We start from the raw sequence: 21,353 nt of genomic DNA on the forward strand, positions 1-21,353 counted from the left end.
CTAAAAGGCGTGCTATGAAGGCACGCCTTTGTAAGGTATTAGTCTTCTGATTTGATAACGGGTTCTTCACCTGTGCCAAGCATAGTAGCTAACCAACGCCCTTCGTCACTGGCTTCTAGTGCTATTTTTACAATCATGGTTAACGGCACTGATAGCAGCATACCCACAGAGCCTAATAACCAGCCCCAAAATATTAATGACAAGAACACCACCAAGGTAGAAAGCCCGAGGCCTTTACCCATGTATTTTGGCTCTACAATATTCCCCATAACGGTATTAATAGTTAAATAACCAGCGCCGACGAGTCCTGCCACTAATGGGCCTTGCGTAATAAGCGCCAGTAACAGTGCTGGCACAGCCGCAATGATTGAACCAATGTTAGGAATGTAATTGAGCATAAATGCCAATACGCCCCATAGTACAAAATAATCAACATCGAGTATCCACAGGTAAAAACCAGCAATTACACCGGTAGCTAAACTCACTAAGGTTTTAATGGCTAAATAAGAGTTAATAGAGTCTAGAAAGCGGTCAATTTGCTTGATTTTGCTGTCGGGATCGTCCAGTGCTAAATGAATTTTTTTGCCAAGTATCGGCCCTTCAAACAGCATAAAAACAACTGTTAAAATAATTAAAAACATATTGGCCATTACGCTACCTAAACCCGTTAGCATATTGGTGGCAACATCAACCATTTTGCCAGGATCAAACATAGACAAAATTTGTTCTTTATTAATTAAAATATTGTATTGCGAGGCCACATCAACCAACCATACAAATTCTTCTTTTAATTGTGCTTTATATTCAGGTAATTGTTTTGAAAAATCGTTAACCGACTGACCTACTAAACCGCCTAAGCTAACCCCTAAGCCCATAATAATAAGCACTACAAGCACTACCGCTATGCCTTTTGGAATACGGTAACGAGCAAAAAAATTAATGAGTGGGCTACAAATTATGGCTATAAATGCTGCCAAAATAAACGGAATAACAATAGCGCTTGCGGCTTTAACACCCGCTAGCACAATTACCAAAGCGGCAAAAATTATTAAGCTTTTATTTACCCCAGTTAAACTTGCCAATACCATTATCCTATTGCTGTTATTTGGCTTTAGTGTAAGGCAAAAGCTAATAGAATGAAATATTTAAGGGTCTGTTGGCCTTTCAAGATTAGATTTGCAGCCGTCTTTTTGGTACTAAGACAAGGCAGAGCCTATGTGGTGTGGTTGTTCCCCATAAATAGGCGATAACGTAGCATTAATGCCAGACAGGCGCTGCCCAAAGGGTTCTGCCTAGGGGCAATTAACTCTTTGTTGCCTACATGGATGTAGGTAAGGAGCGTGAGCAGGACGCGGAAGCTTTGCTCGGTTTTTACTTATTCTTACATGGATGTAAGCCAGTAGAATAACGCAGGAGCAGTTATCGAGCCCACTAGGTTACAAACCTCGCGCCGCGATTAAATTGCCCCTAGTTTGAACAAATATTAATCCGCAAAGACCAACAGACCCTAGGTGATCATAAAAATTATTGGTACGTATAAATTTGCAAATCGTTGAGCTGGAGAGTATAAATTTTAAACATCCTGCTTTATTTATAATTTTGGAGTTGCAATGCATATATTTTTTACTGGCGCCACAGGCTTAATTGGTAGGCACCTTTGCCCCTTCTTGTTGCATCACCACGACGTTACAGTGCTAAGCAGAAACCCAACCAAAGCAAAAGTATTGTTAGGGCATCAGGTTAACGCTATTGATAGCCTTGAGGATGTTGATTTTAATACCGTTGACGTGGTTATTAATTTAGCCGGCGAGCCTATTGTTAATAAACGTTGGAGTGATAAACAAAAAGCGGTTATTCGCGATAGCCGAATTATTGTCACGCAAGCAATTAGTGATGCTATAAATCAATGCCATACTCCGCCGCATACTTTTATATCTGGCAGTGCAATTGGTTATTATGGTCGCCAAGGCGACAGCCTAGTTGATGAAAACAATACCGAGCCTCACGATGAATTTAGCCATCAACTTTGTAAAGATTGGGAGCAAGCAGCTTTACAGGCTGAATCTGACGACACCCGTGTGTGCTTATTGCGTACCGGTATTGTACTGGCTAAAAAAGGCGGCGCGCTGGGTAAAATGCTACCTGCCTTTAAACTTTGCGTAGGTGGGCCAATTGGCCATGGTGAACAAGGTATGTCTTGGATCCACATTGATGACATGGTGCAACTGATTTTATTTTTAATTCGTAATAGTGAAATATCTGGTGCTATCAACGCCACAGCTCCTGAGCCGGTAAGTAACAAGCAGTTTAGTAAATCATTAGGAAAAGCATTATCACGCCCTGCGTTTATGCCTATGCCAGCTGGGGTGCTTAATATATTAATGGGTGAAATGGCTGACTTACTTACTACCGGTCAGTATGTGGTGCCTAAAAAAGCCTTAGACCATAACTACCGTTTTCATTTCACTAAAATAGACGCTGCATTAAAAAGTTTAGTCTAGCCACTGGCCTTAACGGGTTAAGTTTGTAGTAGGGGATAAAAGTTAATACTTTTTACCCCCTTGCTATTTTAGTGTTACTACCTAATACTTACTGTTGTATAAACGCCTTCCCTTAGCTAAAAGAGCCCCTTTAACATGCTTCATTTACCTACATTAATTAGCCTCTGTTTTATTCTTAACTTATTTATTGCGGTGTTCTTTTTTTCTGTTTATAGATACAAAAAGCAACCTTGCTATTTTTATTTTGCTTCTGCCTGTTGCTCATTTATTACCGCTATTGCATTAATAGGTTTAAGAGACTTTATTGACTTCCCCCTGTTAACCCACTTTTTTGCTTACGTTTTTATTATTTTAAGCCCATTACTGGTTATTTTAGGGTTAATACCACAAAGCCAAGCGCCCGCGATAAAAGTAACGCCTTTATACTATGCCTGCGCCATGTGCTGTACGCTTTTACTTGCAGTGTACCTTATTGATGCAGGGCAAATTATTACCAGTATTATTACTGCTGTGTTATTTAGTTACGCTGCGTATTTAATGATTAAAACCCCAAGTGTTGCTGTAGTACAACAACGCTTACTCATAGCCTGTTTTGCACTTCACAGTGTGGTAATGCTGTTGCAAGTTGTACTTCTTGTTTTGCTCTACTCAAGCAAAATCAGTCAAGCCAGCCTAGCGTCAGGTTTACAGCTGTTATTAGTAACGCATTTATTTTTAACCACCGCCAGTGCGCTAATTTTGCCGTTTATTAAGTTTGCTAATGCTGAATCTAGACTAATTAATCTAGCGAATCACGACCCGTTAACACAGCTTTTAAATAGGCGTGGATTTTTTCGTTTATGTAAAAAAATTACTAAAACCGCGCCTCTTAACAGCAGAGTGTCGTTGATCATGCTCGATATTGACCTATTTAAACAAGTGAACGACCAATACGGCCATGAAACCGGCGATGAAGCGATAAAGTGGATTGCACAACATATTAACGAATTGTTTTTTGAGCTTGGTGTTACTGCTCGTATTGGCGGCGAAGAGTTTGCTATTTTTCTTAATCAACAAAACTTAGCGCAAGCTAGGCAGTTAGCTCAAAAGCTTTGCAGTAGTATTAATGAATACCCGTTTTATTTTAATGGCCACAGCATTGCACTGTCTGTAAGTGCTGGGGTAAGTAGCATGTTAGTGCGCGAGCTAGATATGCAAGCCCTGTTGTTACAAGCCGACAAACGACTTTATCTTGCTAAAGAAACAGGCCGAAATAAAGTGGTCACCCATGATGAAAAAAGCCTATTAGCAAAAGCCCCCTCTGCCATCATTTAGTCATAAAAAAAACGGCATCATAATGGATGCCGCTTTTATACGTTTACTATTTTTATGGTTACTTACTGATCCAAGGCGTTACTTTAACAACCTCGTTAATATCAGCTAATACGGTTGTGTTATCTTCCCAGCTATCGGTTACTTCAAAATAGCACACTGACTTTTCGCACGTTATACGCTCATCATCAAATTGCTTTGGGGTTTTAAAGGTAACAACCACGCCTTTTTGTTCAGGCAATAAAAACCACATTAGTTTGCTAACAAAAAAGCCAGATAGGTCTGTTAATAGCTCTTCAAGCTCATTATTAATAACTAATAACGATTGCTTTGATAACGCTAGACCCTCAAGCTCGTTAGCTTCTATTTGTAACTTTAACTGACAATCGTGAACCGGATTTTGTGGCTGAACCACAATCACGGCTTTATCGGTATCTAGCTGTTTATCGAACGGTAATAGCAATTGTGCTTTGTCGGTATAATTAAGCGGGTACTCATTCTTTTCAGTTAAAATAGTACCGCTTTTAATACTACATACTTCGTTAGTACCAATATCGCTAATGTAAAAGTTTACTCGGGCGTACTGAAAGTCCCCTTTGTTCACCACTTTTAAACGGTCATAAAAACCGTCATACGACATCACAAATTCTTTAGCAACCGCACTACTAGCCGCTACTGCTAAAAAGCTGGCTGTCACTAATTTTAATACCATTTTATTCATCAAAGTACGCTCGGTTTTGATTAATCATGGTATTTAGTTCTTCAATGTACGCTTCACCACGTTCAGAGTAAGACATTAAACCATACGTTAATTTAGTCGCTAAAATTGGCTTTTGCTGTGCACGTAAGTCTTCACGAATAGTACGTAACTCTTTGTAAGCATTGTGAGTATTAATATTTCTAAAATAAGAGCTTACTGCTGCGCGAACCGATTTAAATGCCGCCACTTCGTGTTCTGCATCGCTGTTGCGTCTTCTTGGCACCATGCCACAGCCTTTTTTATAGCACCATTGGCCAAAAAAGTTTAAGCCAATACGGGCAAAACGTGAAGTACCCCATGCCGACTCATTGGCCGCTTGCATTAAGGCCATTTCTTTAGGAATAATATCTACGCGGCGCAGTGCTTGGCTGAGGGTAATGGTATCTAAGGTTTCAGATAAGCCGTACGATTTAAGTATTTTTTTAATATCACTCGCTTGTTTTTTACTAAGCGGCTCGTCGTGCTCTAGCATCATGCGTGCAATTTCAAGATTTGCACGTTGCTGTAAAATCTTTTTGTTTTCGGCTTCTACATGGGGCTTAATAAAGTTAAAAAACGCATGCTTTTTCTCTTTCACATCAGTGAATTCTGAGAACTTTGGCAACTTAACGCTGTGCAATGGTTTTTCTTTCTTCTTCTGTTTTTTAATGTCGCTAGTGCTGGTTTGTTCATCTGAAACCAATCCATCTGTATCAATAAACGGATGAGTAAGTGCCCAAATAACAACGGCGGCTAACAACAACTGAAAAATAGTTTTTAACATGTATTATCTCAATTAAACTCTAAGTTATGTATGGTTTAGTCACATACATACGAAACAACATTATACCTAAGCCACTTTATAAACGCGAATACCGAACAACTGAATAAAATTCATACGCCTATTGTAGGCTATTTATAATATACTAAGCATTAAAGTCGTAAATGAAATGATAGGTTGTGACATGGATAAACAGTGGCAAAATAGAATAATTGAGCAATATAAGCACCGCCCTAACGATAACCGCTCTGCTTGGCAAATAGACCGCTCACGAATCATTCATGCTGCCGCATTTAGACGCCTTCAAGCTAAAACCCAAATAATGGGCATTGGCTTAAACGACTTTTACCGCACTCGCCTTACCCATTCTTTAGAAGTATCGCAAATAGGCACTGGTATATTACGCCACTTAAAAGCTCAGCATCCAAGCTTTGCGCATTTTCCATCAACCGGATTACTCGAAACCTTATGCTTAGCCCACGATATAGGCCATCCACCGTTTGGGCATGGCGGCGAAATTGCACTTAACTATATGATGCGTGATCATGGTGGCTTTGAGGGTAACGCACAAACACTGCGCATTGTGGCTAAGCTAGAGCCCTACAGTAACGGCTACGGCATGAACTTAACTAGACGCACCTTGTTAGGGTTTATTAAGTACCCAGCTTTTATTGATAACCTTTGGCATAATATCCCACAAGAAAATAAACAGCGTGCATTTATTAAAGCCGATGACTGGCGACCAGCCAAAGGTATTTACAATGACGATGCCGCGATATTTAATTGGATTATTGAGCCTCTTAGCGCAAGTGATAAAGCGTTATTATCTAGCCAAGAACACGCAGATGCTTATCGCGCTAAAACCCGTTATAAATCAATCGACAGTGCCATTATGGAACTGGCTGATGACATTGCTTATGCCGTTCATGATCTTGAAGATGCCATAGCTACCGATGTGCTCAGTTTAGACGATTGGCTAACCCATGCATTACCGCATTTACAAGCACTTGACTATGACTGGTTAAACACTTTGCTGGAGTCACTCTCCAAGCGGTTATTTTCAAAGTATGAACATGAGCGAAAAGACGCCATAGGCGAACTGGTGAATACCTTTATTATTCATATTCATTTAGATACCCAAAACGATGAATTTGAGTGCCCTATTTTAAAGCACACCGCAAAATTAGATCAGCAATACGAAAATGTTTTACAGATCCTCAAACACTTTGTATTTCAGCGTTTAATACGCGACCCACAAATGCAGCAAATAGAATTTAAAGGGCAAAACCTACTCATAGAATTATTTACTGCGTTTGCCAGCGATCCGCTGCGGTTATTACCGGAAACCACGCAGGCCCTGTACCTTGAAGCTGAAAAACATAATCAAGGCATGCGTATTATTTGTGACTATTTAAGCGGTATGAGCGACGAGTACGCTTATAAAACCTATCAACGGTTATTCTCCCCCATACAATAGATTAGCTAATCTGAATTCAGGTTAGCCAACATAAAAAAGCCGAGTCACTTTCGTAACTCGGCTTTTCGTTAGTTTATAAAATCACACTACAGTGATTTAATGCCCATGTTGTAAAGCGTAAAACCGTACATGTCAGCATAAAGGTCAATAATTTTACTGGTTGGTGTACCTGCACCATGACCTGCATTGGTTTCAATACGGATAAGCGTTGGGTTAGTACCCGCTTGATTCGCTTGAAGCTCAGCTGCAAATTTGAATGAATGCGACGGTACAACGCGGTCATCATGATCGCCTGTAGTGATCATAGTCGCCGGATATTCAACCCCTGCTTTTACGTTATGAATTGGCGAGTAGCCTTTCAAGTAATCAAACATTTCTTTACTTTGGTCGCTAGTACCGTAATCGTATGCCCAACCAGCGCCCGCTGTAAATGTATGATAACGAAGCATATCCAATACGCCTACCGCAGGTAACGCAACTTGAAATAGGTCAGGTCGCTGGGTCATGACAGCACCCACTAATAACCCACCGTTTGAACCACCACGCAGTGCTAAGCGCTTTTTAGAGGTGTACTTTTTATCTTGTAAGTATTGTGCGGCAGCAATAAAGTCGTCAAATACATTTTGCTTTTGCAATTGTGTACCCGCTTTATGCCACTCTTTACCATACTCACCGCCACCACGAATATTAGCCACCGCGTATACACCGCCTTGCTCAAGCCAAGCCGCTGTTGTAGAGCTAAAGCGAGGTGTTAAGCTAATATTAAAGCCACCATAGCCATATAAAATAGTTGGGTTGCTACCATCTAATTTAATATCACTTTTGTAAGTGATAATCATCGGTACTTTCGTGCCATCTTTAGAGGTATAAAATACTTGCTCAGAGGTATAGTTATCGCTATTAAAGTCAATCCCCGATTTACGGTACACTTTTGACTCACCGCTTTGCACGTCAAAGCTGTAAGTCGTACCTGGCGTTTTGTAGTTAGTAAATGAGTAATAAAGCGTAGTTTGCTCTTTTTTACCGCCAAAGCCACTCGCTGTACCAACACCTGGTAAGCTAATTTCGCGGATCAATTCGCCTTTTTTGTTGTACTGTTTCACTTTAGAAATAGCATCAACCATGTAGTTGGCAAAAAACGTATTTCCGCCAAGCGTTACATTAAGTACGTTTTCAGTTTCTGGGATAAAATCTTGCCAGTTTTCAGGCTGTGGATTGCTTGCATCAACCGTCACTACTTTTGTATTTGGTGCATTTAAATTTGTGACCAAAAATAGCTTGCTGCCTTCGTTGTCAATCACGCTGGTATCAGAGTCTGTATTACCCACTACAGTAACAAATTCGCTATCTGGCTTAGTTAAATCTTTAATAAATAACTTATTACCTGAGGTCGATACGCTGGCACTAATAAATAAGAAACGACCATCTTTGGTTGCTTTAGCGCCCACATAGCGGTGTTTTTGTTCTGCTGTATCGCCAAATACTAAAGTATCTTCGCCTTGCTCTTGACCTAACTTATGGTAATACACTTTATGTTGATCAGTTTTTGCAGAAAGCTCACTGCCCTCTGGCTTATCGTAGCTTGAATAATAAAAACCGTCATTTGCCAGCCAGCTAACGCCACTAAATTTAACATCAACCAGTGCTTGTTCTACCTGCTTTTTGGTCTCGGTATTAATAACAATGATTTTACGCCAATCACTACCACCTTCTGATATTTGGTACGCTAACAATGAACCATCTTCTGAAAATGATAAACCCGACATTGAAGTGGTGCCGTCTTCACTAAAAGTATTAGGATCTAAGAACACTTCAGCTTCACCGCCGTCTTTGCTGCGGTATAAAACGTACTGGTTTTGCAGGCCATCATTTTTATAAAAATAGGTGTAATCACCTTCAGTAAACGGCGCGCTGATTTTTTCGTAGTTCATTAGTTTTTCAAGGCGCTGTTTAAGTGTATCTCTGTAAGGCACTTGCTCTAAATACGAAAAGGTAAGCTTGTTTTGTGTTTTAACCCACTGAGCCGTTTCTTCACTCATATCATCTTCTAACCAGCGATACGGATCAGCCACGGTTTCGCCAAAGTAAGTGTCAACCACAGCGCCTTTTTTAGTTTCAGGGTAATCTAGTGAGTTAACTGCTTTCATAGCTGTTTTTACTTCATTTTGAGTAGTGTTTTCTGCAGGTTGTGAACAACCCGCAAGTGCGATTACAACCGCACAGGTCAGTGTTTTTTTAAGCATTGCTTTACCATTATTTTTTTATAGTCAGCCTAAGTTATTAACTTTCTGTTTGTTTGTCTATCAACTTGCGGTAAACGTCATTTATTGCTGTTAACCTGCACCTAGTTGCGCTTAAATAGATGAACAACTTTTAAACACTAACAGGTTGAGTAATGACAGAAACTGAATCTTTTACCAGCTTTAAACGCTTTTACCCTTACTATCTAAAAGAGCATCGTAATAAAACTTGTCGCAGGCTGCATTTTATTGGCAGTAGCTTAGTGTTGCTCTTGACCGGCTATGCGTTTATTAGCTCACAATTCGTATTGTTATGGTTATTACCGCTGATTGGTTATGGCTTTGCATGGGTTGGGCATTTCTTTTTTGAAAAAAACCGCCCTGCCACATTTAAGCACCCGTTTTACAGTTTATGGGGCGATTGGGTCATGTTTAAAGATATACTGATTGGCAAAATCAAATGGTAAATGGCTACTTACGCTATCGCTATAATAAACGCCTCTGCTTACTCGCTGTAAATAAATTGTAGATTGAATGTAATTCAATTGACCTCGATTGTAGAAATGGTCTACCTTGACAACAGTAATTTCAATTAGTTCATTAATTTAAAAAGATTAAATTGAAACCACCTGTAAAGCATCGAATGAGGGAAATTAGTCATGCAACTTACACCACTATTTACAGCAAAAAAAACCATCTCTTTAACAATAGCAGCTGCACTTGTTGGCTCATGGACGGTTAACGCCGCTGAGCAAGAGACTCAGGCGCAAGAAAACATTGAACAAATTAGTGTGATTGGCTCTCGCCGACTAGGTCGCACGGTCGAAGATAGCCCTGTTCCCATAGATATTATTAGTGGCGACGCCTTAAAAAGTTCAGGACAAACAGAAACTAATGCGCTGTTAAGTACGTTATTACCAAGTTTTAATTTCCCACAGCCATCAATTACCGATGGCAGCGACCATGTGCGCCCAGCTCAACTGCGTGGCTTAGCTCCTGATCACACCTTAGTGCTCGTGAATGGTAAACGTCGCCACAGTAACGCGCTACTTAATTTAAACGGCTCAACGGGTCGTGGTTCGTCATCGGTTGATTTAAACGCCATACCTGCAAACGCGATTGAACGCATTGAAGTATTACGCGATGGTGCCGCAGCTCAATATGGCTCAGACGCTATCGCCGGGGTGATTAATATCGTCCTTAAAAGCAATAGCAGTGGCGGTAGTTTGGGTGCCGTTTATGGTGCAAATATTACCGATATGGACGGTGTCGCGCAGTTACAATCGGTTTCTGAGGACGCCAATGGTGACTTAGCTTTTACTGAGGGCGGCGACCGCTCGCTTACCGACGGCCAAACTTTAACTCTGCAAGGTAATATGGGGTTTGAATTAGGCGATAACGGCTTTTTGAGTATTTCTAGTGAATATCGCGATCGCAGCTCAACCAACCGCTCTGATTACGACCAACGCGAAAACTATCCTCGTTTACCTGATGGCTCTCTCGACCCACGCGAATTCACATGGGATCGTTACAACCATAACTTTGGTAACGGCACTGTTGAAGACTTTGCGTTGTTTTACAACGCAGGTTATCAGCTAAATAACGATGCTGAGCTCTATTCGTTTGGCTCATACAGTAAACGTGAAGGTGAAGGCGGTGGCTTTTATCGTCGCGCCCAAGACAGCCGTAACGTTACAGAAATATACCCTGATGGCTTTTTGCCGGTGATCACCTCAGACATTGATGACTTTTCATTGGCTTTAGGTGTGAAAGGCTTTGCTAATGAATGGAACTACGATGCTTCTGCTGTATATGGCCAAGATGCCTTTAACTTTGGTGTTATTAATAGTTTAAACACTTCATATGGGCCAAGTAGCCAAACCAGTTTTGATGCCGGCACGCTTACTTACGATCAGCTGACTATTAACCTTGATTTTAGCCGTGAAATTGATGCTGACTTTTTAGCCAGCGGAATTAACGTGGCAGTGGGCGCTGAGTATCGCCGCGAAGGCTACGAAATTCAAGCGGGCGAAGAAGCCTCTTATGCGCGTGGTAATTTTGGCCCAGGTGGTGCCGTGACCGATCCGGTTAATGGCCCATTCGGCTCTGCAGGTTCACAAGTGTTCCCTGGGTTCACACCTGAATCTGCGGGTGATAACAGCCGCCACAATGTCAGCCTTTACGTTGACTTAGAAGCCTTTATTACAGATAACTGGAATGTTGCCATCGCCGCGCGTTACGAAGACTACTCTGATTTTGGCGACACGCTTAATGGTAAAATTGCCACCCGCTATACACTTACAGAAGACTTAGCACTACGCGGCTCTGTATCAACTGGGTTTAGAGCGCCCTCTCTACAACAGCAATACTTTACCTCGGTGGCGACTGTATTTGTAGATGGCGAACCAACACAAACAGGTACCTTTGCGCCAAGCAGCGATGTTGCCGTTGCATTGGGTTCACCAGGTTTAGACGCAGAAGAAGCTACTAACTACGGGGTAGGCTTTACGTGGTCAACCGACTTCAACTTCAGCTTATCGGTGGATTACTACCAAATATTAATTGATGACCGTATTGTGTTATCAAATAACTTATCGGGCGCAGGCGTTGCAAGCTTACTTGAGGGCACCGGCGCTAACCAAGGTCGATTTTTCTTAAACGCGATCGATAGCAAAACCCGTGGCGTTGACGTCGTCGCTTCTTATAATTTAATCACCGACAATTACGGTGATGTAGCGTTTAATTTAGGTTACAACTACGGTAAAAACCAAGTCACCGATATTATTGACCCACCAGCACAATTACAAAGTGTTGGGGTTGAGCAAGATAATTTGTTCTCGGGTAATGAGCTACGTCGTTTTGAAGTGAGCACACCGCGTAATAAATACAACCTTAGCGCAACATGGATACTTAACGAATGGCGCACCACACTACGTAGTACTCGTTATGGTGAAACACAAGACCCGTCTGAAAATCCAGAGCGTAACGAAGTGTTAGAACCTAAATGGATCACCGATTTAGATGTGGCGTATGCACTTAATAATAACCTTACTCTGAGCTTAGGCGCTAATAATGTGTTTGATGTATACCCAGATCCAACTCGAGAGCTGGTGAGTGATGTCACCACTTTCTCTCGCTTGTTCTCGTACTCGGGCTTTTCACCATTTGGTTTTAATGGCCGCTACGTGTACGGCAAAATTGAAATGAAGTTTTAAGCTGTAGCTTAAACCAAAAAGCCACACTAAATAGTGTGGCTTTTTAATAGATTAGGGTCTGTTGATCTTTCAAGGTTAAATTTGCAGCAGTCTGTTTGGTATTTAGGCAAGGCAGAGCCTATGTGGTGTGGTTATTCCCCATAAATAGGCGATAACGCAGCATCAATGCCAAACAGGCGCTGCCCGAAGGGTTCTGCCTAGGGACGATTTACTCTTTGTTGCCTACATGGATGTAGGTAAGGGGCGTGAGCAGGACGCGGAAGCTTTGCTCGGTTTTTACTTAGCCCACTAGGTTACAAACCTCGCGCCGCGATTAAACCGCCCCTAGTTTGAACAAATTTTAATCCGCAAAGGTCAACAGACCCTAGAACCCGATTAGATTTTAGTTAACCAACCGTGTTTATCTTCGCTTTTACCCCATTGAATATCGTTCAATGCTTGGCGCAAACGTGCCGTAGTTGGCCCTGGTTCACCGTTACCCACTTTGTATTCTTTATCGTTATGGATAAACGTACCTACTGGGGTTAATACTGCCGCAGTGCCTGAAAGTGCTGCCTCAGTACCTGGTTTTGCTGCGCGCTCTAAAAGCTCAGTGACAGTAAAGTTGCGCTCGCTAACCGTCATACCTAAATCTTTAGCAATGGTTAAAATGCTATTACGCGTTACACCATGTAAAAATGTGCTATCAAGTGCTTTAGTAATGATTTCGTTGCCATCAATTAAAATAAAGTTTGCCGCGCCGGTTTCTTGCACATCACCGCCTGGGCAAAATAAAATTTGGTCGGCTTTATATTTAGTGCGTGCTGCTGAAATTGGGCCAAGCGCGCTGGCATAGTTACCACCACTTTTGATCATGCCCATGTGCGGTGCACAGCGCATACCATCTTCTTCAAGTAAAACACGTAACGCAGTTGCGCCACCTGAAAAATAATCACCCACTGGCGATAATAGCGTGTAAAGCAATGAACTCATTGACGGTGCAGCCGCTTTACCAATGGCAGCTTCCGTACCAATGTGGGTTGGGCGAATATACATAGAACCTGGAGGAAGCGGCGTTTCATCGGCGTATTCACGTACAATATCGATGATCATTGTTTTTAGCATCTCGCCATCAACAGCAGGTAAACTCAACAATTCAGAACTTTGCTGCATACGCGCAATATTAGCGTCCATTCTAAAAATATTAACCGAGCCATCTTCGTGGCGAAAGGCTTTTAACCCTTCAAAACATGTACTTGAATAATGAAGAACGTGTGCACCTGCATGTAACTCAAGCTTATCGCAAGGAACAATTGAGCTTTCGCCCCACTGGTTGTCAGAAAACTTAGCTTGAATCATCTGCGGCATAAACACAGTACCAAATGCTGCCATTTTTATTCTCTCTTGTGTGGTCTATTTTTCTCCATTGTATGACAACCAGCTACTATTTAACCATAGCAAAACGAGCTGTTTTTAAATTAATTAGAAGAATTTTTTGCATGTGCTGATGATTATTTAATCAAAAAAGCGCTTGCTAACTCTTTAATGCAATAATCAGCTAACATATTAAGGTTAGCTGATTATTTAATGCATACATTATAGTAGCGGATATTTTATTAACCTCTATTTAAACGAATAACGCAATATGCGTTTTAACACTGAGGTGTATTGCTGAAAAAATCCGCCAGTATTATAAGCAATCCCCTGCTTTTGTAATGCAGCTTGTACTTTAGGCGCAATTTCTTGATAACGCGACGACGGCATATCAGGAAATAAATGATGCTCTATTTGAAAGCTCAAATGCCCAGTTAAAATATGAAACCAACGTGCCCCTTTAATGTTTGACGAACCCAGCGCTTGGCGATAATACCACTGCCCTTGGCTTTCGTTTTTGCAGTCTTGCTCATAAAAAGTATGGGTTTGCTCAGTAAAATGGCCACAAAAAATAATGGTTGAGGTCCACAGGTTACGAATTAAGTTTGCCAAAAAATTACCGCTTAATACCCATAAAAACAGTGGTCCCGCCAAAACTGGAAATAACACATAGTCTTTAATTAGTTGGCGCGCCCCTTTACTAAAAAAGCGCTTTTTTAAAGTGCTATGCGCTACAGCGCCTTTACGGTTTGGTTTCTTTTTACCTATAAAGACTCGTTCGCCTGCGAGCTCATGATACGACACGCCCCACTGAAACAGCACGCTTAAATTTAAATAGGTAATAAACTGCCATGTATTTTTTAGCCTCCATTTAAAGTCGTTGCTCAACCTTAATAAGCCATAACCAAAGTCACGATCTTTTCCGATAATGTTAGTGTAAGTATGATGTTCAAAGTTATGAACGCGGTTCCAGCTTTGGCCATCGCAGGCTATATCCCACTCGTAGCTTTTAGAGTTAAGCTGTTTATCGTTCATCCAATCGTATTGACCATGCATTACATTGTGGCCAATTTCCATGTTGTCGAGAATTTTAGCCAAACCAAGAAGCAACACACCCGCTACCCACAATAATGGCTGCACAAAGCCAAGCATCAATAAAATCCGTCCGCCTATTTCACAAAGCCGCTGCTTACGCACAATAGAACGAATATAATTTGCATCCTTTTGCCCTACTTTCGCTAATGTCGACATTTTAATTTCATCTAAATCATCGGCTAACTGTTGATAATTTATAGTTGTCATAGCTGTAACTCCAAATCGCTAACGGCTTGGCTCACACACAGTTGAATTAACTGCTCGCCAGTATCTGATAATTGATTAGTTTTTAAATTACGCACCACTCCCGACTTTTTAATGCACTGACATTGATGACAAATACCAATGCCGCAGCCTCGCTGCACAGGGAGTTTTTTTGCTTCAAATTGGCTTAGTAACACGTCATTACTAGTCACTACGTGCGTGTCTTTGTTTATTTTCACTGAAAACTGGCTATCGTCAGTCAATTTGGGCAAGGCTAGGCCAAAGGATTCTTGAAAGTAGCCAAGCTTATGCTGCTTAGCAAAATCGGCAATTTGCTGCATAAAACCACCAGGGCCGCAGCAATAAATATCTGGCTGCGCATCAAGGTTTATGTGCTGTGTTAACGGTGTTAATGCATCGCGTGTGAGTAATGAAAAACTAAAATGCGCAAAGCGCTTTGCCAGTGCCGTAAGTTCATTTGTACACTGGTGTGCACCCGCCTTAGCAAAGTACAACAATTGCATCGGGCTATTTGTATTGCCAAGTTGCTGCTCAAGCATGGCAAGCATTGGGGTAATGCCAGAGCCACCCGCTACAAAAACGCTAGGCTTGTGCCAACTTTTAAATACAAAGTCGCCACGAGCTGGCGATATATTACACCGCGGCTGCAAACTTAATGCCTGTTGTAACTGGCCGGTAAACTGCCCTAGTGAACTGGTTTTTATGAGTAAGCGCACTAACCCTGTCGCTTTAAAATAGTCAGGACTACTGGCAAGGGTAAACACTCGGGTTAATAATCGTCCATTAACCTCAACCGTTAAACTAATATGCTGGCCAGCAATATGCGAGCGCCACTGTTTACTTGGTTTTAAGGTAACACTCAAAAAATCGTGGCTACAAGGGCTTACCGCTATAACTTTTGCGCTGAAAAATCCTGCACGCCATGCTGGTTTAAACACCTGCATAATTGGCTCTATGTAAGCGGCAAAGCTTTGATGATGTAAAAACAATTTTGAAAATTGGTTTAACGCCTTAATAAACATAGTGATTGTTTCTCTATTTAAATCTATATCCCAATGAGCGCGTTAAGCAACACGCCTCAATTAGGTTAATTATTTGAGCCTACACGTGTAAGCTCAACTTTCAGCGCACAAGTGTACGCTGACATTTTTAAATTTCAAGCCTAATAGAGTAATTATTCGAATTTTTTACTGGCAGGTATTTAACAAGCAAGCAATATCCCCTTTAGTGACGGTTGTTTTTCATTCAACTTAAATATTTAACATTATGATTAATAGCATGCTAGGCTGGTTGGAATTGTTAATTTTGGAAGCCATTATGAACAAACTTAAAACACTAAAAAAACGCGCACTAATCACAACGGTAACAACAAGTTTATTGCTTGGTGCACTGGGCAGCCTTAATGCTCATGCTGTTGATTTTAAAGAACTAGACTCTTTAACCCTGAATATAAAACCCATGACAATTGCTAAAGGGATCGCTGTTCCTTGGGCAATTGAACCACTACCTAATGGCGACTTATTAATTACTGAGCGCAGTGGCACCTTGTATTTACTGCGTAAAGATAGTGAAGCACTAATAAAGGTTACAGGATTACCCAAAATTGATGCCAACGGCCAAGGTGGCCTGCTCGATTTAGCATTGCACCCTGACTTTGCAAACAACCAGTGGTTATACCTTACCTACTCAAGTAGTGAAGGTGATGGCGAAGGCAGCAACACCGCACTTATGCGTGCAAAGCTAAGTAACGATCGCAGCCAACTGCTTGAGCCACAACAATTATACAAAGGGGAACATAATTCTAAAAAAGGCCAGCACTACGGCAGCCGGATTGTATTTGATAACCAAAACTATGTGTATTTTTCGATTGGCGATCGTGGCTCGCGCGATGTTAACCCACAAGACTTAAGCCGTGATGGTGGTAAAATTTATCGCTTACACGAGGACGGTAAAATTCCTACCGATAACCCGTTTGTTGCGCAAAAAAATGCAAAACCCGCCGTTTGGTCATATGGCCATCGTAATCCACAAGGTATGTGGTTTGATCAACAAACAACCACCCTATGGTCGCACGAACACGGTCCACGCGGTGGCGATGAGCTTAATATAATTAAGCCTAACACCAATTATGGCTGGCCAGTGGTGAGTTACGGTATTAACTACAGCGGTACATCATTTACTGATTTAACCGATAAACCGGGCATGCAAGCGCCAGTTTCGCAATGGACTCCCTCTATTGCCCCCTCTGATATGCTCATGGTTAAAGGTAATAAATACCCTGAGCTGAAAGGAAAAATGCTACTTGCTTCAATGAAGTACGCCTTTGTTAGCGTGCTTGAATTAGCCGACGGCAAAGTGGTTAAGCAACATAAACTACTTGAAGGCGTTGGCCGCATTCGCAGCTTAGCTCAAGGCCCTGATGGTACTCTTTATTTAGGCTTAGATGGTCAAGGCATTGTTCGCCTAGATCCAAAGTAGCCATTTAACACACCTAATTACAGTAACAGCAAACTTTTTGCAGCTTAACTGCGTACTGTTACTGTAATTAGCTAATAAACAACGAGGGTGTTGATGTTTTCATTTTTAAAGCCAGATCCAATCAAAAAATTACGTAAAGAATACGACGCAAAATTAGAGCAAGGTATGCAAGCTCAAAGAAAAGGCGATATTAAAAGCTATGCGATGTTAACTGACGAGGCTGAAAAAATCTGGAGTGAAATAGAAACACTCGAAGCCAAAAAAACTAAGTAAACATTTCACCAAATAAGTTTGAACCTACCCCCGCATTAACAGTGCGGGGGTTGTATTTCCCCGACTAAATAACTTCTATAAACATTTACCCAACTTGGAAAATTAAATACAATTCTTATAGGTTTAATTTGCATTTTCCCCATCACGTTATTACAGCCCTATTAATGTATACTTAAAAGCCATTTTATTTCTCGCATAATCAGTTGTTTACATCAAAGTTAATTAGTGGAATTATTAACCAATAGTTATTTTCCTCTGCTTGAGGGATATTCATTTTTAGCTCATGGGATGTTTATGGAATTTAAGCAAGCGCAAAAAGACATGGATTTCGCCTATTTTGGTGGCGCAACAGGTGTTGTTATTTCTGGATTAATTTGGTGTTTTGCAGGTTTAATTGCAGTACTGTATTCAACTCAAGCAAGTATGCTTACACTGTTTATTGGAGGTATGTTTATACACCCACTGGCTATGTTGCTATCAAAAGTACTTAAGCGCCCTGGACAACATGACTCAACCAACCCATTAGGCAAACTTGCTTTAGAAAGTACCGTTATTTTATTTGTTGGTTTTTTCATCGCCTTCTATGTTTCTAAGCTGCATCTACAATGGTTTTATCCAATAATGCTGTTGGCAGTAGGTGTGCGTTATTTAATTTTTAATACTTTATATGGCGCAAAAGTTTATTGGCTTTTAGGTGCTGTGCTTATGCTAGCGGGAGTAGTTTGTATCTTATTAAATGCTAACTTCGTCATTGGTGCTTTTGTTGGCAGCATAACAGAAGTTATATTCTCTATCGTGATCTTCAATAAATCAATAAGTCGGTCGTAAAGACCCATAATAAATTATTATCAACAAGGAGAGTGACCAATGAAGGTGTTGTTATTTAGTTTTTTATTACTATGTTCACTATTTTCATCTGCATCTGATTTAATCTTAGCGAAACAAATTACGTTAAAGTCAGACTCACTAGGAGAAGACAGAAACTTATTAATTAAGCTTCCAAATCAATATTATGAGAATAGCGCTACCTACCCTGTGTTATACGTATTGCACGCTCAATGGGATATGCTTTCGACCTTAGCAACGCTTGATTTGTTAGCAGATCAGATCCCAAATTTTATAGTTATAGGTGTACAAAGTAGCGGAAAAGAGCTGAGCCCTAATAAGGGTAAGGTAACACCATTTGCTGAGTTTATTTCGCAAGAAGTCGTCACCTACGTCAATGCTAATTATCGAATAGCACCGTATAGCATTTTGTCTGGACATTCGAACTCAGGACGTTTTGTCTTGGATTATTGGTTAAATAATCCCGCTGCTTTTTCAAGCTATTTTGCTTTTAGCCCCTCTGTTGATGATGGCTATATTGTCGATATGATCTCTCAATCAGACATTGAGTCTTTAAAAAGTAAAGCACCGCTAGCAATAACAATTGCAAATGAAGGTGAGCATATGCAACAGCCTTTTAGTAATTTAACGCAAAAACTGAGTGGTCTAGCTAAAGAGAAATTTGTATTTAAAAAGTTCCCCGAGCAAACCCATAGAACAACAAAGCACCCTTCAATGCAGTTTGCGCTGCAGTCTACATTTACCAATTGGCAGCCAAGCTATGAGGTAAAAATTGCCGGATTGGACAGCCTAAAAAAGCACTACACTCAATTATCTAAAAAGTATGGCTTTACAGTCAATGTACCCAACGAAACATTGCAAAGACTCACCGCACATTATGCAATATCAAAAGATGACAACGCGATTGAGCAATTGCGTAAGCATATTACTTTTACTATTAATCAAACTCCCGAAGGGCTTGATGCCTTGTTTGAAATTGCTGAATATTTAAGTGCTAATGATTATGAAAGTGCCGGTGAGCGCATTTTTAATAAACTATGTGCTCAAGCTAAAAACGTGTCTCAGTGTACTGGCAAGCGTGCAATATAATACAAAAGTTATAATAATTTAAGATTATACCGAGGAATACAGATGTACACAGGTAGTTGTTTATGTGGCTCAATCAACTTTTCAATTAATGGTGCTGTTACTGATATTATCCATTGTCACTGCTCGCTTTGTCGTAAGGCCAGTGGCAGTACTTTTGCTACTAATGGATTTATTAATGCGAGCGATCTGATATTAACTGACAAAAACGGCACACTTACTTTTTACCAAAGTAGTGAAGGTAAACGTAAGTACTTTTGTAAAACCTGCGGCGCACCAATATATAGTGCTAACGCTCAATCACCTCAAAGGTATCGCCTTCGTTTAGGCGCTTTGACCTGCGATATAACAGAGCGCCCCATATCGCATAATTTCATCACCTCAAAGGCAAATTGGGAGGATTTAGATGCTCAGCTTCCTCGTTATGAGAGGCATGAGCCAGGGCGTAAGTAAATTCATATAAATTTATCTATTTTTTGTAGTGGGAGTTTGAATGAAACTGAATCAAGTAACTTTGCCAGTCAAAGATATGAATGAAGCGGTGAGTTTTTATCGCACACTTGGCTTTACCCAAATTGTTGATACACCTCATTATGCACGTTTTAGTTGCCCTGAAGGTGACTCTACATTTTCATTGTCTTTAGAAAGTGAATTTTTTGAAAATCATTCTGTAATTTATTTTGAGAACGATGACCTTGAACAATTGTGCCAGCAGTTAATCAAAAAAGGGATCGTATTCGAACAGCAACCCACAGAGCAAAGGTATCTATGGAAAGAAGCGGTTTTAAAAGACCCTTCAGGAAATAAAATTAAACTCTACAAAGCTGGAGAAAATCGATTAAACCCACCTTGGAAGGTACAAAAACAGCCATAAAGCTAAGCACGAACCAGCATTGCGCTAAGCAGCTAAATGCTGGCGTTTAAGTACTGTACTTAGTTATTTATATTCCACCTTAGCGGTTAAGCGATTAAATAACCCAGGGAAAAACCGTTTTATAAACGGTGCCCAACCACTTAACCCTTGACCTATCACAACTTCGTCTTTTTTATTGTAGATTGCAGTGAGCATTTTTGATGCGGCCACATTTACGTTCATACCATTTTCTATTGAAGGTTCAGGTTTGTTTTGCGCCTCCCCTTGCTCGTTTAATGAGTTATGGGCAATCGCCGTTTTAATTGAGCCTGGGCAAATAGTTAAGCAATGTATATTGTGCTCTGCTACTTCGGCGCGTAAGCAGTCCATAAAGCCTACCACAGCGTATTTACTGCCTGAATACCCGGTTCTAAACTTAGAGCCTACTTTGCCTGCGACGCTGCTTATAGCCACTATTGAACCACTTTTACGCGTTACCATTGACGGCAATACCGCTTTAGTGAGTGCAATTAAGCCAAAGTAGTTTACTTCCATAAGTTGGCGATACACTTTAAAGTCGTTTTCTAAAAATAAGCTACGCTGTGATACACCGCCGTTATTGATTAAAATATCAATGGGGCCTAAGCTGTCTATTTGTGCTGACACATCCTGCAATACGGTTTCTGGCATTGATAAATCAAGCGGGATAACACGATGCCCCTCGCCTTTTAATTCAGCTTTTACTTGGTTGAGTTTATCCACATTTCGCGCTGATAAAATGACCTTTGCACCTTGCTCTGCAAATTGCTTGGCAAGTTCTTCACCAATACCTGATGATGCACCGGTGATCCACACTGTTTTATTATTATAATCCATGGTT

At 40.8% G+C, this 21,353-nt stretch carries 19 protein-coding genes; 11 read left to right on the plus strand and 8 right to left on the minus strand.

Annotation, left to right across the window (positions count from 1 at the left end; translation table 11 throughout):
• Window positions 1-38: 38 nt before the first annotated feature.
• Window positions 39-1,082 carry an AI-2E family transporter gene (locus B1F84_RS08280; RefSeq protein WP_131691138.1) on the minus strand — a complete coding sequence of 348 codons (1,044 nt, stop codon included), beginning with the start codon at window positions 1,080-1,082 and terminating at the stop codon, window positions 39-41.
• A 528-nt stretch (window positions 1,083-1,610) separates the two neighbouring features.
• Between B1F84_RS08280 and B1F84_RS08285 the strand changes: the two genes are divergently transcribed.
• The gene (locus tag B1F84_RS08285) at window positions 1,611-2,501 is read left to right on the plus strand and encodes a TIGR01777 family oxidoreductase (protein WP_131691139.1); all 891 of its coding nucleotides are present in this window, start codon (window positions 1,611-1,613) and stop codon (window positions 2,499-2,501) included.
• 135 nt (window positions 2,502-2,636) lie between these two features.
• Entirely contained in the window at window positions 2,637-3,815 is a 1,179-nt protein-coding gene (locus tag B1F84_RS08290) for a GGDEF domain-containing protein (protein WP_131691140.1), read from the plus strand.
• A 58-nt stretch (window positions 3,816-3,873) separates the two neighbouring features.
• On the opposite strand, the gene B1F84_RS08295 is transcribed toward B1F84_RS08290, so the two are convergent.
• Both B1F84_RS08295 and B1F84_RS08300 read right to left on the minus strand, forming a co-directional pair.
• Window positions 3,874-4,533, minus strand: coding sequence for a DUF2987 domain-containing protein (locus B1F84_RS08295; protein WP_274377837.1), 660 nt, complete (start codon window positions 4,531-4,533; stop codon window positions 3,874-3,876).
• A complete protein-coding gene (locus B1F84_RS08300) occupies window positions 4,526-5,335 on the minus strand; it encodes a glucosaminidase domain-containing protein (protein ID WP_008109205.1) in 810 nt (269 codons plus the stop codon). The genes B1F84_RS08295 and B1F84_RS08300 overlap by 8 nt, the downstream gene beginning before the upstream one ends.
• A 181-nt stretch (window positions 5,336-5,516) precedes the next feature.
• Between B1F84_RS08300 and B1F84_RS08305 the strand changes: the two genes are divergently transcribed.
• The gene (locus tag B1F84_RS08305; RefSeq protein ID WP_131691141.1) at window positions 5,517-6,809 is read left to right on the plus strand and encodes an anti-phage deoxyguanosine triphosphatase; all 1,293 of its coding nucleotides are present in this window, start codon (window positions 5,517-5,519) and stop codon (window positions 6,807-6,809) included.
• 86 nt (window positions 6,810-6,895) lie between these two features.
• Here the strand turns inward: B1F84_RS08305 and B1F84_RS08310 are convergent, their stop codons facing one another.
• Window positions 6,896-9,052 (minus strand): prolyl oligopeptidase family serine peptidase, encoded by a 2,157-nt coding sequence (locus B1F84_RS08310; RefSeq protein ID WP_131691142.1) that lies wholly within the window; start codon window positions 9,050-9,052, stop codon window positions 6,896-6,898.
• Window positions 9,053-9,204: 152 nt separating this feature from the next.
• Between B1F84_RS08310 and B1F84_RS08315 the strand changes: the two genes are divergently transcribed.
• Window positions 9,205-9,516 (plus strand): DUF962 domain-containing protein, encoded by a 312-nt coding sequence (locus B1F84_RS08315; protein WP_076918586.1) that lies wholly within the window; start codon window positions 9,205-9,207, stop codon window positions 9,514-9,516.
• A gap of 192 nt (window positions 9,517-9,708) precedes the next feature.
• A complete protein-coding gene (locus B1F84_RS08320; protein ID WP_131691143.1) occupies window positions 9,709-12,264 on the plus strand; it encodes a TonB-dependent receptor in 2,556 nt (851 codons plus the stop codon).
• A gap of 375 nt (window positions 12,265-12,639) precedes the next feature.
• Here the strand turns inward: B1F84_RS08320 and B1F84_RS08330 are convergent, their stop codons facing one another.
• From B1F84_RS08330 to B1F84_RS08340, 3 genes are all read right to left on the minus strand, one after another.
• A complete protein-coding gene (locus B1F84_RS08330; protein ID WP_304644689.1) occupies window positions 12,640-13,641 on the minus strand; it encodes a branched-chain amino acid aminotransferase in 1,002 nt (333 codons plus the stop codon).
• A 225-nt stretch (window positions 13,642-13,866) separates the two neighbouring features.
• Window positions 13,867-14,919 carry an acyl-CoA desaturase gene (locus B1F84_RS08335; protein ID WP_131691144.1) on the minus strand — a complete coding sequence of 351 codons (1,053 nt, stop codon included), beginning with the start codon at window positions 14,917-14,919 and terminating at the stop codon, window positions 13,867-13,869.
• Window positions 14,916-15,959, minus strand: coding sequence for an FAD-binding oxidoreductase (locus tag B1F84_RS08340; protein ID WP_131691145.1), 1,044 nt, complete (start codon window positions 15,957-15,959; stop codon window positions 14,916-14,918). Before B1F84_RS08340 ends, B1F84_RS08335 begins: the two co-directional genes overlap by 4 nt.
• A 295-nt stretch (window positions 15,960-16,254) precedes the next feature.
• Between B1F84_RS08340 and B1F84_RS08345 the strand changes: the two genes are divergently transcribed.
• The 6 genes from B1F84_RS08345 to B1F84_RS08370 all read left to right on the plus strand — a co-directional run bounded on the left by B1F84_RS08345 (window position 16,255) and on the right by B1F84_RS08370 (window position 20,494).
• Window positions 16,255-17,415 (plus strand): PQQ-dependent sugar dehydrogenase, encoded by a 1,161-nt coding sequence (locus B1F84_RS08345; RefSeq protein WP_131691146.1) that lies wholly within the window; start codon window positions 16,255-16,257, stop codon window positions 17,413-17,415.
• Window positions 17,416-17,508: 93 nt separating this feature from the next.
• A complete protein-coding gene (locus B1F84_RS08350) occupies window positions 17,509-17,688 on the plus strand; it encodes a DUF6435 family protein (RefSeq protein ID WP_008109224.1) in 180 nt (59 codons plus the stop codon).
• Window positions 17,689-17,913: 225 nt separating this feature from the next.
• The gene (locus tag B1F84_RS08355) at window positions 17,914-18,516 is read left to right on the plus strand and encodes a hypothetical protein (protein ID WP_240701992.1); all 603 of its coding nucleotides are present in this window, start codon (window positions 17,914-17,916) and stop codon (window positions 18,514-18,516) included.
• 39 nt (window positions 18,517-18,555) lie between these two features.
• Window positions 18,556-19,623 (plus strand): alpha/beta hydrolase-fold protein, encoded by a 1,068-nt coding sequence (locus B1F84_RS08360; RefSeq protein ID WP_008109227.1) that lies wholly within the window; start codon window positions 18,556-18,558, stop codon window positions 19,621-19,623.
• A gap of 42 nt (window positions 19,624-19,665) precedes the next feature.
• Complete coding sequence (locus B1F84_RS08365) at window positions 19,666-20,073, plus strand: GFA family protein (protein ID WP_131691147.1); 408 nt, start codon at window positions 19,666-19,668, stop codon at window positions 20,071-20,073.
• A gap of 40 nt (window positions 20,074-20,113) precedes the next feature.
• A complete protein-coding gene (locus tag B1F84_RS08370) occupies window positions 20,114-20,494 on the plus strand; it encodes a VOC family protein (protein WP_010390281.1) in 381 nt (126 codons plus the stop codon).
• 63 nt (window positions 20,495-20,557) lie between these two features.
• Here the strand turns inward: B1F84_RS08370 and B1F84_RS08375 are convergent, their stop codons facing one another.
• A complete protein-coding gene (locus B1F84_RS08375) occupies window positions 20,558-21,349 on the minus strand; it encodes an SDR family oxidoreductase (protein WP_131691148.1) in 792 nt (263 codons plus the stop codon).
• Between the last annotated feature and the right edge of the window lie 4 nt (window positions 21,350-21,353).

The sequence above is a fragment of the Pseudoalteromonas sp. DL-6 genome (assembly GCF_004328665.1).
Lineage (GTDB): Bacteria > Pseudomonadota > Gammaproteobacteria > Enterobacterales > Alteromonadaceae > Pseudoalteromonas.